At 64.5% G+C, this 13,386-nt stretch carries 14 protein-coding genes; 11 read left to right on the top strand and 3 right to left on the bottom strand.

The features are described 5' to 3' along the window. The first annotated feature begins 28 nt into the window (after positions 1 to 28). Entirely contained in the window at positions 29 to 805 is a 777-nt protein-coding gene (gene fliR, locus ACPP3B_RS09890; protein ID WP_299020461.1) for a flagellar biosynthetic protein FliR, read from the top strand. A gap of 4 nt (positions 806 to 809) precedes the next feature. Here the strand turns inward: fliR and ACPP3B_RS09885 are convergent, their stop codons facing one another. Together ACPP3B_RS09885 and ACPP3B_RS09880 are read right to left on the bottom strand one after the other, a co-directional pair. Next, on the bottom strand, positions 810 to 1,439 hold the full coding sequence (locus ACPP3B_RS09885; protein WP_299020462.1) for a response regulator: 630 nt from the start codon (positions 1,437 to 1,439) through the stop codon (positions 810 to 812). Beyond that, a complete protein-coding gene (locus ACPP3B_RS09880; protein WP_424858877.1) occupies positions 1,436 to 2,536 on the bottom strand; it encodes an ATP-binding protein in 1,101 nt (366 codons plus the stop codon). The genes ACPP3B_RS09885 and ACPP3B_RS09880 overlap by 4 nt, the downstream gene beginning before the upstream one ends. Before the next feature lie 232 nt (positions 2,537 to 2,768). Between ACPP3B_RS09880 and ACPP3B_RS09875 the strand changes: the two genes are divergently transcribed. From ACPP3B_RS09875 to ACPP3B_RS09850, 6 genes are read left to right on the top strand one after another with little or no spacing between them, the layout of a single operon-like run. Then, positions 2,769 to 3,293 (top strand): hypothetical protein, encoded by a 525-nt coding sequence (locus tag ACPP3B_RS09875; protein WP_424858876.1) that lies wholly within the window; start codon positions 2,769 to 2,771, stop codon positions 3,291 to 3,293. Positions 3,294 to 3,319: 26 nt separating this feature from the next. Then, positions 3,320 to 3,682 carry a response regulator gene (locus ACPP3B_RS09870; protein WP_299020467.1) on the top strand — a complete coding sequence of 121 codons (363 nt, stop codon included), beginning with the start codon at positions 3,320 to 3,322 and terminating at the stop codon, positions 3,680 to 3,682. A 41-nt stretch (positions 3,683 to 3,723) separates the two neighbouring features. After that, positions 3,724 to 6,018 carry a chemotaxis protein CheW gene (locus ACPP3B_RS09865; protein ID WP_424858875.1) on the top strand — a complete coding sequence of 765 codons (2,295 nt, stop codon included), beginning with the start codon at positions 3,724 to 3,726 and terminating at the stop codon, positions 6,016 to 6,018. A 25-nt stretch (positions 6,019 to 6,043) separates the two neighbouring features. Continuing rightward, positions 6,044 to 6,883 (top strand): CheR family methyltransferase, encoded by an 840-nt coding sequence (locus ACPP3B_RS09860; protein ID WP_424860177.1) that lies wholly within the window; start codon positions 6,044 to 6,046, stop codon positions 6,881 to 6,883. Next, positions 6,880 to 7,515 (top strand): chemoreceptor glutamine deamidase CheD, encoded by a 636-nt coding sequence (gene cheD / locus ACPP3B_RS09855; RefSeq protein WP_424858874.1) that lies wholly within the window; start codon positions 6,880 to 6,882, stop codon positions 7,513 to 7,515. Before ACPP3B_RS09860 ends, cheD begins: the two co-directional genes overlap by 4 nt. A gap of 17 nt (positions 7,516 to 7,532) precedes the next feature. Beyond that, positions 7,533 to 8,669, top strand: a complete 1,137-nt coding sequence (locus ACPP3B_RS09850) for a protein-glutamate methylesterase/protein-glutamine glutaminase (protein ID WP_424858873.1) — start codon at positions 7,533 to 7,535, stop codon at positions 8,667 to 8,669. A gap of 12 nt (positions 8,670 to 8,681) precedes the next feature. Here the strand turns inward: ACPP3B_RS09850 and ACPP3B_RS09845 are convergent, their stop codons facing one another. Further along, positions 8,682 to 9,458 carry a hypothetical protein gene (locus ACPP3B_RS09845; protein WP_424858872.1) on the bottom strand — a complete coding sequence of 259 codons (777 nt, stop codon included), beginning with the start codon at positions 9,456 to 9,458 and terminating at the stop codon, positions 8,682 to 8,684. 270 nt (positions 9,459 to 9,728) lie between these two features. Here ACPP3B_RS09845 and ACPP3B_RS09840 point away from each other — a divergent pair, with 270 nt between their 5' ends. The 4 genes from ACPP3B_RS09840 to ACPP3B_RS09825 are packed head-to-tail and all read left to right on the top strand — an operon-like array spanning position 9,729 to position 13,342. Continuing rightward, positions 9,729 to 10,664 (top strand): branched-chain amino acid transaminase, encoded by a 936-nt coding sequence (locus ACPP3B_RS09840; protein ID WP_299021911.1) that lies wholly within the window; start codon positions 9,729 to 9,731, stop codon positions 10,662 to 10,664. Next, positions 10,661 to 10,891: a zinc-finger domain-containing protein gene (locus ACPP3B_RS09835; RefSeq protein WP_424858871.1), complete on the top strand. Its 231-nt coding sequence runs from the start codon at positions 10,661 to 10,663 to the stop codon at positions 10,889 to 10,891. The genes ACPP3B_RS09840 and ACPP3B_RS09835 overlap by 4 nt, the downstream gene beginning before the upstream one ends. A gap of 10 nt (positions 10,892 to 10,901) precedes the next feature. Then, the gene (locus ACPP3B_RS09830) at positions 10,902 to 12,218 is read left to right on the top strand and encodes an O-antigen ligase family protein (RefSeq protein ID WP_424858870.1); all 1,317 of its coding nucleotides are present in this window, start codon (positions 10,902 to 10,904) and stop codon (positions 12,216 to 12,218) included. Then, a complete protein-coding gene (locus ACPP3B_RS09825; RefSeq protein ID WP_424858869.1) occupies positions 12,215 to 13,342 on the top strand; it encodes a glycosyltransferase family 4 protein in 1,128 nt (375 codons plus the stop codon). Before ACPP3B_RS09830 ends, ACPP3B_RS09825 begins: the two co-directional genes overlap by 4 nt. Positions 13,343 to 13,386: the final 44 nt, after the last annotated feature.

Here is a 13,386-nt window from a genome sequence, read left to right as displayed (position 1 = left end):
ACCCGCAGGCGCGACGGCTACCAGCGCCATGGACGGCGTCTTTTTGACCTTCACCGAGGCACAGCTGATGGGCTGGATCGCACCCATCTTCTGGCCGTTTTTGCGCATTCTGGGGGTATTTTCGGCGGCACCGCTGTTTTCGTCACGGTCGGTGCCGGTGCGCACGCGCATCGGGCTGGCGTTCGTGATCGCCGTGTGCATCCAGCCCGCCCTGCCCGCACCGCCCACGCTGTCGCTCAACAGCCCACACGCGCTCGGCGCGGTCGTGCAACAACTCGCCATCGGCCTGTCCATCGGGCTGGCGGCACGCATCGTCTTTGCCGCCATCGAAATGGCAGGCGAAATCATCGGCTTGCAAATGGGCCTGAACTTTGCCGGCTTCTTCGACCCGAGCACCGGCTCGCAGGCGAGCACCGTCGGGCGCTTCTACGGCAACGTCACCATGCTGCTGTTCATCGTGCTCAACGGGCACCTGTTGCTGATCCAGGCCGTGGCGGCGAGCTTCACGACGTTCCCGGTCGGCGACGACAGTTGGAGCGCGCTGCGGCAGATGCGGCTGTTCGAGTTGGGGGCAGTCATTTTCTCGCACGGGCTGTGGATCGCGCTGCCACTGATTGCCACGCTGCTGTTCGTCAACGTGGTGCTGGGCATCATCTCGCGCATCGCGCCGCAGATGAACGTGTTCGCGATCGGCTTTCCCCTCACGCTGTCGGTGGGGCTGATCGGCATCGCGGCGTCGCTGCCGCTGCTGGCCGAGCCAATGCGGCGCCTAATGCAGCTGCTGGCGGGGCTGGTCGGCGTATGAGCGCTCACACCAGCTTGTTGCGGATCGCGTAGACGGTGAGCTCGGCGTTGTTGCTCAACCCCAGCTTTTCCAGCACGCGCGCACGGTAGACGCTCACGGTCTTGGGGCTGATCATGAGCGCCTCGGCAATCTGCGACAGCTTCTTGCCCGAGGCAATCAGGCGCAGCGTCTGCAGCTCGCGCTCGGACAGGCTGTCGTGCAGCTCGCCGCTGTCGGGCGCTTGCAAGTGGTTGGCCAGCAGCTCGGCAATCTCGGGGGTGATGTACTTGCGCCCCTGCGCCACGGTGCGCACGGCGGCAATCAGCGCCTGCGGGTCACCGCCCTTGTTCAAATACCCCATGGCGCCCGCGCGCAGGCAGCGGATGGCGTACTGGTCCTCCGGGTACATGCTGACCATGACCGTGCGCACCGGGTTGCCCTCCTCTTGCAGCACGGCAAGGATCTCCAACCCGCTGCGGCCGGGCAAGTCCACATCCAGCAGCAGCACGTCGGGCTTTTCGCGTCGCAGGGCTTCGCGCAGCGCGGGGTAGCTGTCGGCTTCGGCCACCACCTGGATGTCCGTGGCTTCCATCAGCGTGTCGCGCACCCCGCGGCGCACCACGGCATGGTCGTCGCACAGCACCACACGAATCATGCGTCGTCCTCCTCATGCGTCGTCGATAACGCCTCGGCCAGCGGCACCGACAGGATCAAGGTCATGCCCTGGCCGGGGGCCGTGACCACGTCCAGCCAGCCGCCCACGGATTGGGCGCGCTCACGCAGGCCCAGCAGCCCAAACGAGCGCTCCTTGCCCAGCTCCTGCGCGCTCGCGCCGCGCCCGTCGTCGGCGATTTCGATCGTGAGGTGATCCTCCAGATCGCTGACGTCGATCGTGACCCGGCGCGCCTGCGCGTGTTTGAGCACGTTGGTGAGCGCCTCTTGTACTGTGCGGTATGCCACCATCTCGTGACGCGCGAGCAACGGCTGGCACAGCCTGCCGCGCAGCTGCACCTCCAGCCCCGTGCGCTCGGCAAACGTGCGCGTGAGCCATTGCAGCGCCGGCATCAGGCCCTGGTCGAGCACCGCAGGGCGCAGGTTGCGCATGAGGCGCTGGCTGGCTTCGAGCGCCTGTTCGGCCATCGCCAGCGCCGAGCGCACGTGCGCCAGCGCCTCCTCGTCCATCAAGCGGCGCGCCAGCCACGCCAAATCCAGCTTGACGGCCGCCAAAGCGCCGCCGATGTCGTCGTGGATCTCGCGCGCGATGTCGGCGCGCTCGCGGTCGATGCTGGTTTGTAGATGCTCGGTCAGCTCCAGCAGGCGCTGGCGCGAGGCGGCCAGCTCACGCGCCGCTTCGGCCTGCGCGCGCCGTGTCGCCGACAACTCCAGCGCCCGCAGCAGCACCCGCGGTAGGCGTGACAGTTGTGACTTGTCTACATAGTCGCTGACGCCGCGCACCATGGCGTCGGCCACGGTGGCCTCACCGATGGCACCGGAGACCAGAATGAACGGAAGATCGAGCCCTTGCGCCTGCAACCACTCCCACGCCTCCATGCCGCAGAACCCGGCCAGGTGGTAGTCGGCGAGCACGGCGTCGAAAGCCGGGGCAGCGCCGTCGGCCAGCGCAGCCTGAAACGCTGGCATCGCATCGACCAGCACCACGTCGGCCTCGACCTCCGCGCGGCGCAGCGCGCGCACCAGCAACCCGTGATCGACCGGGTTGTCTTCTAGATGCAAAAGACGCAAAACGTTCACGCGACGACGAACCGCAACAAGTCAAGGGGACACGGACGCGCTGGCCGCGGCTCAGTCGGCTTCACCGACGCGGCGCTGCACCCCGTCGGTCCCGATTGTGCGGGAAAGTGTGCCCCAAATCGCCCCAACATCGATTTTCGTCACGATCCGGAACAACCCCGGGTCGCACCGGCACCAGATGCCGGTATATTTACGGATACCGATCCTATCCGATCCCCTTTTGGGCTTTCCCATGGCAGATCCGGCATCCCCCGCCCCTCAACCCCAGCGCCGCCGTTGGCCGCGGGAAGAGGTGACCGTGATCGAGCCCCGACCCGCGCCGGCCGAGGCCGATGATGAACCCACCGTCGAGGTTCGCTTGGCCGTGGTGGCCGATTTGCAGGATTCGCTGCTGGTGGCGATGAACGACCTCAAGCGCCTGGAGGGGCTGCTGGATCACGCGACCAGCAACCTGTTGGACCGCTTCAACCGCGCCCTTGCCGCCGCAGATGCTCTGGGGCCGGCACACGATTCGCCCGCGCTGCAAGAGCTGCGCGAAACGCTGCGTAGCGCCGTGCTGGAGCTGCAATTCCACGACATGGCCACGCAACTGCTGGTTCATACGGGCAAAGTGCTGCGCGGCTGCGCATACACGCTGGCCGAGCAGGTCATGGAGCCCGAAGAGGACGAAGTGGGCATGGTGGTCACCCACCTGCCTCAGCGGCCCAATCCGGTCACCCAAAGTGAGATGGATGCTGGCTCCATCGAATTGTTTTGAACGTATCACTCCCACAAGGTTCGCCCATGCACTCGATCCTGGCCGTTGATGATTCCGCCTCCATGCGCAAAATGGTGTCGTTCACCCTGGTGGGCGCGGGCTTTCAGGTGGTGGAGGCCGTCGATGGCGTCGACGCCTACGAGAAAGCACAGAAACAGCGGTTCGACCTGGTGCTGACGGACCAGAACATGCCGCGGCTCGATGGCATCGGCCTGACGCGCAAGCTGCGCGAGCATCCCCAATACGCGCAGACGCCCATCCTGATCCTGACCACGGAGTCGAGCGACCAGATGAAGCAAGCGGGCCGGGCTGCCGGCGCCACCGGCTGGCTGGTCAAGCCGTTCGACCCAAACCGGCTGATCGAAGTGATCCGCAAGGTCATCCGCTGACCCCCACGTCCACCCGCCCCGAGACGACCGAGAGCCCCGCCATGGCAGACACCGCGAATGACGGCTTCGACCTGACCCAGTTCTACCAAATCTTCTTCGAAGAAGCGGGCGAGAACCTGGAGCAGATGGAGCAGCTGCTGCTCAACCTGGACCTGGACACGGTCGACGACGAGACGCTCAACGCGATCTTCCGCTGCGCGCACTCGATCAAAGGGGGCGCCGCGACTTTCGGCTTCGAGGACGTTGCCGAGCTCACGCACCAGATGGAGTCGCTGCTCGACAAGCTGCGCCGCCATGAACTGGTGCCGACCGCGCCCATGGTCGACGTACTGCTGGAGTCGAGCGACGCGCTCAAAGGGCTGCTGGCGCGGCACCAGGGCTTGGGCGGCGAGCCACCGGAGACCTCTGGCTTGGTCGCGCGCATCCGCCAGCTGGCCAGCGGGCAGGCCGCTGCCCCCGTCGCTCCACCCCCACCGCCCCCTCCGCCCCCACCACCGCCGCCCGCGACCGCCGCGCCAGCACCCATGGGGGCTGGCGGCATGCCGGCTGCCGCTCCGCCTGGCGTCCCTCGGCGCCTGCAAGCGCGTATCGGGCCACTGGCTCGGCTCGACCTGGCAGACCCCATCAAGGACTTGTTTCGTGACATTGCCGGGCTAGGCCACATCACCGCCGAGCGCGACGAGGGCGCGTACCGCATCTACGACATCGACACCAGCAGCACCGATGACGAGCTGCTGGATCTGTTCGCCTTCCACGTTGCGCGTGACCAGGTGACGTTGGTGCCGCTGACCGGGGCACCCGAACCCGCGGCATCCACGGCATCGCCGATGACGGCATCGGCCGTCGGGACCAGCGTGGAGCACAGCCGCGACGTCATCGAGGAGGGCTTCGGACTTTTCGCTGGCGCCCCCGGCAGCCCCGTGGCGGGTACCCAGCCGGATCCAGCGACCGGCGCGCCAGTGCCTGGCAAGGACGAAGTGCATGGCTACGGCCTCTTCGCTGGCGCACCGGGCAACCCCATCACGCCTGACGAACACGCCGCCAGCGTGCAGGCCGAGACCCAGGCACATTTACACCCCGCTCAGGGCGACGCCGGCGCGCCGAGCGCGGAAGCGCGCACGCGTGAATCGGCCGCCAAGGCCGCACGGCAGGCCTCGACGGCGCAGCTCGAGACCACGACGCTGCGCGTGTCGGTCAGCAAGATCGACCAGCTCATCAACCAAGTGGGCGAACTCGTCATCACCCAGGCTATGTTGGCGCAGTACAGCCGAGACCTGGACGCTACCCTGCACCAGCAGCTGCTGGCCGGCCTCGCCGATCTGGAGCGCAACACGCGTGACCTGCAGGAATCGGTCATGTCGATCCGCATGATCCCGATGTCGGTGGTGTTCAGCCGCTTCCCACGCATGCTGCGCGACCTGGCCAGCAAGCTCGGCAAGAAGGTGGAGCTGGTCACGCACGGTGAGGCGACCGAACTCGACAAGGGCCTAATCGAAAAGATCACCGATCCCCTGACCCACCTGATCCGCAACAGCTGCGACCATGGCATCGAGCTGCCCCATGAGCGCCTGGCCAAGGGCAAGCCCGAGGTGGGCACGATCACGCTGTCGGCGGCGCACCAAGGGGGCTCGATCCTCATCGAAGTGCGCGACGACGGCCGCGGCCTGTCGCGCGCCAAATTGCTGAAAAAGGCGCGGGAAAAAGGCATCCCCTGCTCGGACGACATGAGCGACAGTGAGGTCTGGCAGCTCATTTTTGCGCCGGGCTTCTCCACCGCGGATGTGGTCACCGATGTCTCGGGACGCGGCGTCGGGATGGATGTCGTGAAAAAGAACATTTCGGCGCTGGGCGGCTCGGTGGAGATCGACTCCGCAGAAGGCTATGGCATGAGCGTGCGGGTGCGCCTGCCGCTGACGCTGGCCATCATGGACGGCATGACCGTGCGCGTGGGCAAAGAGGTCTACATCCTGCCACTGTCATCGGTGGTCGAATCGTTCCAGGTACAGGCCAGCGACATCAACACCGTCGCCCAAAGTGCGCAGCTCATCAAGGTACGCGACGAATACATGCCGGTGGTGGAGCTCGACCGCTTGTTCCAGGTGCCCCGCGCGGGCAGCGATCCTTCGGCCAACAGCATCATGGTGGTCATCGAGTCCGATGGCGCGCGGGTGGCGCTCATGGTCGACGAACTGCTGGGCCAACAGCAGGTGGTGATCAAAAACCTCGAAGCCAACTACCGCAAGGTGCCCAACGTCTCCGGCGCCACCATCCTGGGTGACGGCAGCGTCTCACTGATCCTGGACACGTCGTCGCTGGTGCGCCGGGCGCGTCAATAACGGCGCGTTGCGCCCCTACACCACGATGATGGCCGACGCTTCCGCCACCCTGCAGTCCCGCGAGTTCGCATGGACGGTGGCGGATTTCGAGCGCATTCGCCAGCTCATCTACCGCTACGCCGGCATCAGCCTGCACGAGGGCAAGCAGGCCATGGTGTACAGCCGTATTTCGCGTCGGCTGCGCGAGACGGGCCACCAGAGCTTTCGCGCCTATTTGGATTGGCTCGAATCGCACCCGAACAGCGAGGAGTGGCAAGAGTTCGTCAACGCGCTGACCACCAATCTAACGTCGTTTTTTCGGGAGAATCATCACTTCGTCGAGCTGGCGCGCATGGTGCGCGAGGCACCGCCCACGCACGAGTGGAAGATCTGGTGCAGCGCTGCCTCCACCGGCGAAGAGCCCTACTCCATCGCCATCACGATGGCCGATGCATTGGGGCTGCAGGGCCGGTTTCGCATCTGGGCCAGTGACATCGACACGCGCGTGCTGGAGACGGCCACGCACGGCATCTACAAATTGGAGCAATTGAGCGCGGTATCGCCGGAGCAGCGGCGCAAATACTTTCTCAAGGGCAAGGGCGCCAACGAAGGCTTGGTACGTGTCAAGCCAGATCTGCAAAAACACGTCCAGTTCTTCACGCTCAATCTGGTGGAGGAGTCATGGCCGCTGCGCGAGGAGTTCGATGCGATCTTCTGCCGCAACGTCATGATCTATTTCGACCACGATACCCAACGGCAAGTGTTGCGCCGCCTGCACCGTCTGCTGCGACCGCACGGAACGCTGTTCGTCGGCCATGCCGAAAATTTCAGCGACGCCCGTGACCTGTTCCGCCTGCGCGGCAAAACGATTTACGAAAAATTATGACGGCGTCGGTGCGCACCCCCACCCATGTGCAACAGCTCAAGTCGCGCCCGCGCAAACCGGGTGAGGCTTCTTTTTTCTTCTTCGACCAGCATTTCAAATACGCCGCTGTCAAGGTACTGCCCGGCGAATACTACGTCAGCGATGAAGACATCGTCATCATGACGGTACTGGGCTCGTGCATTGCCGCGTGTATCTGGGACTCGCGACTGCGCATCGGCGGCATGAACCATTTCATGCTGCCCGAGGGGGGCGCCGACACCTCAGGCCGCTATGGCTCGTATGCCATGGAACTGTTGATCAACGAGTTGATCAAGCGCGGCTCGGCCCGCGAATACATGCAGGCCAAGGTCTTCGGTGGCGGCGCAGTCATCGCCGGCATGACCAGCATGAACGTGGGCGAACGCAACACCCAGTTCGTGCTCGACTACCTGGCCACCGAGCGCATCCCCGTCGTGTCCAAAGACGTGATGGATATATACCCCCGCAAGGTGGTGTTCTTTCCCGTGACGGGCAAGGCGATGGTCAAACGGTTGGCCCATGCCCACCCGGATACACTGGAAACCCACGAGCGCCAGGGCGTCGCAACCCGTCTGGCGCAAAGCAACGCCGGCGGTACCGTGGATCTGTTCTGAATCGTTTTCTTGCCCGCATGACGAACAAAATCAAGGTGGTGGTGGTCGACGACTCGGCCTTGGTGCGGTCGCTGTTGACCGAGATCATCAACAAACAACCGGACATGGTCTGCGTCGGTGCCGCCAGCGACCCGCTGATGGCGCGCGAAATCATCCGCGAACGCGACCCCGATGTCATCACGCTCGACGTCGAAATGCCCAAGATGGACGGGCTGGAGTTTTTGTCGCGGCTCATGCGGCTGCGCCCCACACCGGTGGTCATGGTCTCGACGCTGACCGAGCAGGGGGCCGAGACAACGTTGCGCGCGCTGGAATTGGGCGCCGTGGACTTCGTCGCCAAACCGCGCATCGGGGTGGCCAGCGGCCTGCAGCAGCTCGCCGACGATATCGTCGAGAAAATCCGCATTGCGGCGCGTGCGCGCGTGCGGCGCCTGAGCGCAGCCCCTGCGCCCACGCCGACTGGCTCGAGCAGCCCGGCGTTACGCGGCATCACGGGTCACACCGCTTCTTCGCCCCCAGCGGCCCCAGCCCCTGCCACAGCCCCCAGCGCGGTGCGCCTGTCCACCGAGAAGGTGATCTGCATCGGGGCCTCGACCGGCGGCACCGAGGCCATCAAGGAAATTTTGATGGAATTTCCCCCTGATGCGCCTGCCGTGGTCATCACCCAACACATGCCGCCGGGCTTTACCGCCAGCTTTGCGGCCCGCTTGGACAGTTTGTGCCGCATCCGGGTAGCCGAAGCGCGCGACGGCGAACGGATCTTGCCCGGTCACGCCTACATCGCCCCAGGAGGCAAACAGTTTTCCATCGCCCGCAGCGGGGCCAACTACGTCGCGGTGGTGGACGACTCCCCGCCCGTCAATCGCCACAAACCGTCGGTCGAGGTGCTGTTTCGCTCTTGCGCGCGGGTACTCGGGCCCAACGCCATCGGTGTGATGCTGACCGGCATGGGCGCCGACGGCGCGGAAGCGATGAAGGAGATGCGCGACGCGGGCGCTTACAACATCGCGCAAGACGAGGCGAGCTGCGTGGTCTTTGGTATGCCGAAGATGGCGATCCAGGCGGGTGCAGTGCACGAGGTGCTGCCGCTCAAACAAATCGCGCGCGCCATCATGGAGCGCGTCGCGGCCGCCGGCGTGCGACACCGGATCTGAGCACCACGCCCTTCACACCAGCCGATCGAGCTGGCTACCAGGGACCGGTCGAGACTCCCCTTGCGCGGCCTCACCATACGTCTGGGCCGCTTCGTCTGGCGGAAGGTTGGCCAGCGGCCGGGTATTGAGGCGCGCCTGCAATTCCTCCAGCCGCTGGGCGCGCTCTTGCGCGGCCTTGATAGCCTCCTCGCCAATCACCATGTCGACCGCCGCGCGGCTGGCCTTCCACGTGTTGGGCAACAGCTCCTTGATCTGGGTGTCGAGCCGCTCGAGCGCGGGATTCTTCACCTCCGGAAAATCCGCCTTGCCATCCGCCCGATTGGGGGTGCCCCCCCCACGGGCACCCTGCGCTCGGGCCGGGTCGGCCTGCGCCGCGCGCTGCTGCGCTTGTTCATCGAGGCGCCGCTGGGCTTGCGCGTCCTCAACCTCGCGGGTGCGACGCTCCTCCTCCGCTGCACGGACACGGGCGGCCAAACCGCCGCCCTCTGCCCCGGCAGCCACCCCGGACTCTTTGGCTGTCGGCGGCGGCAGCCCCGCCCGCTCGGGTGCCGCTGCATTGGCAAACCCGTCTGCGCGCTGCCCCTCTTGCGCTGGCGTGACGGGTGCCAGCACGGGCGGGGCCGCTTGCGCCTGGACACGCGCGGCCTCGCCCTGCGGTGCGACGGCACCGCCCGCAGCGTTCTCGCGCGCCACCGCGTTGCTCGGCCGCGCCGGTGTCACGGGCTGGGCCCGCACGGTCGGCGTCGACTGTGGCGCTGGCGCAACGGCAATCGATGAAATGGTCAACATGGTGCGTCCCTCACAACACCCCGCGCATGAGCTACACGCCCCGCGCTCATCCTCGTTATCGTCCAGCATGAGCCGAACTTTAGGGTGAAAAGTGCCGTTGATCAAACTTTTGTGGGCCGCTCGCGCCGTCACCTTGGCTTGCGGGTCGCCACGGCCGGTCACCGAGGCCGCCGCCCACGTAAAATGGACGCTCGTCACAGTCCGCCGCGCGTCTGACGGTCGCGCATCGCACCGCGCCGGCGCGTCTGCCTCTCAGTAAAGGATCTTTCGATGGCGACACCTCTTCCGCTGCACGACCGCGACGGCAAAATCTGGATGGATGGCGAACTGGTGGACTGGCGCGACGCCAAGGTCCACGTGCTAACCCACACCCTGCACTACGGCTGCGGGGCGTTCGAGGGCGTGCGTGCCTATGCCACCGAGCGGGGCACCGCGATCTTCCGGTTACAGGAACACACCGAGCGTCTGTTCAACAGCGCCAAGATCCTGCGCATGACCATCCCGTACTCGATGGACGAGGTCAACGAGGCGCAACGCACCGTAGTACGCGCCAATGGTCTGCAAAGCGGCTACATTCGCCCGCTGATCTGGATTGGGTCGGAGAAGCTGGGCGTCAGCCCCAAGGGCAACCGCGTGCACCTGATGGTCGCCGCCTGGGCCTGGGGGGCGTATCTGGGGGAGGAAGGCATGAAGCGCGGTATCCGCGTCAAGACCTCCAGCTACACCCGCCACCACGTCAACATCACTATGACGCAGGCGAAGACGGTGTCCAACTACACCAACTCGATCCTGGCCAACATGGAAGCCACCGACGACGGCTACGACGAAGCCTTGCTGCTGGATCCCAGCGGCTTCGTCTCGGAAGGGGCCGGGGAAAACATTTTCATCGTCAAGGGTGGAGTGATCTACACGCCTGACCTCTCCGCCGGGGCGCTCAACGGCATCACCCGCAACACGGTGCTGCACATCGCTCGTGATCTGGGGCTGGAAGTGGTGCAAAAACGCATCACGCGCGACGAGATCTACATCGCCGACGAAGCGTTCTTCACCGGCACCGCTGCCGAAGTCACCCCGATCCGGGAGCTCGACCGCGTCACCATCGGCGCTGGCATGCGCGGCCCTGTCACCGAAAAAATCCAGACCGCGTTCTTCGACATCGTCAACGGACGCAACCCGAAATACACCCACTGGCTGACCCTGGTATGACCATGCAAGCCACCACCGCACACGCCTCCCTGGTCGTCGAACTCGGCGCCGCCGACCTCAATGCCCACGGCGGCGTCCACTGCCCACACCCCAAAGCGGGGATGGAGCTCTGGAACAGCCACCCGCGCGTATTTCTGGACATAGCCAAAACCGGTGAAACCAAGTGCCCCTATTGCGGCACGGTGTATCGACTGCGAGCGGGTGAAGTGGTCAAGGGCGGGCATTGAGCGCGCCTCTATGCCTCTATTCATGGCAGATGCTCGGCCTCCGTCGGGCCACTGGCATGAGCGCGTCGTCGCCGGGCTAGTGACCGGCGCGGCGTTTGCCCTACCTGCTTTCAGCCTAGGTTTGCCCAGCGGCTACTCTTGGGGCGCGCTGATGCTCGTGCTGGCGGGCTTCGTCGCACTCTTTTCAGGTGGTGCGCGCACGTGTTGGCAGCTGTCGCATTGGCGGTGGTTTTCCATCGCCGTGGCGCTGATGGGTTTGGTTTGGCTGCTGCGCATCGACATCGATTGGGGGCGGCCGCTCACCATCGAAGCGTTTGGCCGCATCGCCAAATACGCGTTGGCACTGATCGCCATCACCGCCGTCTGCCGAAAGCCACCCCCAATCGGCTGGCTGAAGCTGGGCTGCTGGACCGGCGCCTGGTTTGCTGGTCTGACGGCCGCCTGGCAAATCCATGTCCAAGGCATGGAGCGCGCCTCTGGTTATACCAACGCCATTCAGTTTGGTGACATTGCCGTTCTGCTGACGGTGTGGAGCCTGCTCTGGTGGCGCCATGCGGGCGGTGTCGCGGTCAAGCTGTTTGCGGGTGGGGCCATCGTGGCGGGTGCATACGCCGCTTTGGCGTCCGGTACGCGCGGGGGATGGATCGTTGCTCCTGTGCTGCTGATGCTGGCTTGGTTGCTGGATGGCTCACGCCGCCGTTCATTACCATCGCTCAATAAGCAGACGTGGTTTTTATGGGTTTTTGCCGGAATTGCCAGCCTCATCGCGGCAGGAGTGATATCCCACCACACACCACAATGGGGAGCAAGACTCGCGCAGATTCCATTGGAGTGGAGTCTTTTCCGCGAGGGTGGAGTGAGCGAAACATCGATAGGCCATCGACTGGCCCACTGGCGGCTTGCTTGGGATATGGGTTGGGATCGGCCGATGCTGGGATGGAGCGAGGCAGGATACGACCGCGAAAAGCAATATCGTGTGATTTTAGGCGAGGCTCCACCCGTCGTTCTGCGGTTTGGCCATGCTCACCATGAATGGCTGGATTTGTGGGCGAAAGGGGGGCTAGCGGGCGTCGGCGCGCTCGCACTTTTTTTCGGGATTCCGCTGTTGATTTACATTCACTCACTACGCCAAAACGCCACATCGACTGGGCATGAGAGCGGGGAACTATGCACGGCTGCCGTTTGCGGTGCCGTGCTCGTTCTAGGTTTCTTTGGTTTCGGCATGACCCAGGTTCTGTTCGCCCATAACAGTGGAAATATGATGTACCTGTTCATGAACCTGCTCTGGATGGGCGCAACAGCTCCCCGGTCACACCGACAGGTATGACGGCCTCCCCATCGACAACCCAACCACAGTCGGATCGAAAGCGGCTGCGGGTTTTGCACTTCGTCACCGGGGGATTTTCCGGGGCCACCCAAGTGGCCATCGACCTGTGCGCGGCAACGGCCGATGACCAAGAAACGCTGTTGGTACTACGACGACGCGCCAACGATCCGACGGCACGGGTCGCGCAACTGCGTGCCCAAGGGCTGCGCGTTGAACTGGTGCCCCGTCGTCCTCATCTTCTGACTATTTGGCGATTGCGGCAACTGTGCTTGGTGTGGCAACCAGACATCCTGGTTGCGCATGGCTTCAGTGATCACCTCTGGGGACGATATGCTGGTTTGTTGGCAGGGGTTCCCCATTTGGTCCATGTCGAACACAATGTGCGTGAGCGGTACGGCTGGTGGCGGCGCCAACAGTCTCTGTGGTTGGCACGGCGTACCGATGCACTGGTTGCCGTCTCGGATGCCGTTCGTGAAGCGCTGGTTCGACTCGGCCACCCGCCGGAGCGCTGTATCACTATCCACAACGGCATCGACCTTGGCCGTTGGACTCAAGGTCTGCCTTGGAAGGACCGAGAGAATGCCGTGGTCATGGCCGCACGGTTTTCGCGTCAGAAAGATCACACCACTTTGATACGGGCCGTGCATCAAATGGTCAAGAACGGCAACCCCATTCCCGTCTATCTTGCAGGCGGCGGTAGCCATCGATGGCAAAAACGATCGCAGGCGCTGATTGCCGAACTGGGTGTTCAACCCTGGGTACGGCTTTTGGGTCCTACCGACGATTTGCCGGCACTGTATGGTCGAGTTCGGTATTGCGTCCTCAGCTCGCATTATGAAGGCTTACCACTGGCGTTGCTCGAGGGTATGGCCAGCGGCTGCTGCGCCATTGGTTCCGACGTGGAGGGTATCCGCGAGGTGGTAGAGCCGAATCGGACCGGAATCCTGGTGCGTCATGCCGATCCCGAGGACCTGGCCCGGGCGCTGGAATGGCTGACGCGGAACCCTGATCAGGCTAGCGAGCTCGCGGCGTCGGGGCAGCGTAAAGTAGCCCAGCAGTTTGGCCGGCAACAAATGATCGAACGCTACCGCACGCTTCTCAGGCGTTTGACCCAGCGTTTTTAATCGCGGGCTGAACCAGCTCGACGTCTCGCTACCACAATCCTTCA

It is taken from the genome of Tepidimonas sp. HKU77, assembly GCF_049728535.1.
Taxonomy (GTDB): Bacteria; Pseudomonadota; Gammaproteobacteria; order Burkholderiales; family Burkholderiaceae_C; genus Tepidimonas.
Note: the sequence above shows the minus strand (reverse complement) of the source record. Positions and strands in the feature narration are given on the sequence as shown.

What these genes read in the sequence shown, in the direction of transcription:
- fliR (WP_299020461.1), top strand. Translation starts at nt 29, where the DNA reads ATGGACGGCGTCTTTTTGACCTTCACCGAGGCACAGCTGATGGGCTGG.
- ACPP3B_RS09885 (WP_299020462.1), bottom strand. Translation starts at nt 1,439, where the DNA reads ATGATTCGTGTGGTGCTGTGCGACGACCATGCCGTGGTGCGCCGCGGG.
- ACPP3B_RS09875 (WP_424858876.1), top strand. Translation starts at nt 2,769, where the DNA reads ATGGCAGATCCGGCATCCCCCGCCCCTCAACCCCAGCGCCGCCGTTGG.
- ACPP3B_RS09870 (WP_299020467.1), top strand. Translation starts at nt 3,320, where the DNA reads ATGCACTCGATCCTGGCCGTTGATGATTCCGCCTCCATGCGCAAAATG.
- ACPP3B_RS09865 (WP_424858875.1), top strand. Translation starts at nt 3,724, where the DNA reads ATGGCAGACACCGCGAATGACGGCTTCGACCTGACCCAGTTCTACCAA.
- ACPP3B_RS09860 (WP_424860177.1), top strand. Translation starts at nt 6,044, where the DNA reads ATGATGGCCGACGCTTCCGCCACCCTGCAGTCCCGCGAGTTCGCATGG.
- cheD (WP_424858874.1), top strand. Translation starts at nt 6,880, where the DNA reads ATGACGGCGTCGGTGCGCACCCCCACCCATGTGCAACAGCTCAAGTCG.
- ACPP3B_RS09850 (WP_424858873.1), top strand. Translation starts at nt 7,533, where the DNA reads ATGACGAACAAAATCAAGGTGGTGGTGGTCGACGACTCGGCCTTGGTG.
- ACPP3B_RS09845 (WP_424858872.1), bottom strand. Translation starts at nt 9,458, where the DNA reads ATGTTGACCATTTCATCGATTGCCGTTGCGCCAGCGCCACAGTCGACG.
- ACPP3B_RS09840 (WP_299021911.1), top strand. Translation starts at nt 9,729, where the DNA reads ATGGCGACACCTCTTCCGCTGCACGACCGCGACGGCAAAATCTGGATG.
- ACPP3B_RS09835 (WP_424858871.1), top strand. Translation starts at nt 10,661, where the DNA reads ATGACCATGCAAGCCACCACCGCACACGCCTCCCTGGTCGTCGAACTC.
- ACPP3B_RS09830 (WP_424858870.1), top strand. Translation starts at nt 10,902, where the DNA reads ATGCCTCTATTCATGGCAGATGCTCGGCCTCCGTCGGGCCACTGGCAT.
- ACPP3B_RS09825 (WP_424858869.1), top strand. Translation starts at nt 12,215, where the DNA reads ATGACGGCCTCCCCATCGACAACCCAACCACAGTCGGATCGAAAGCGG.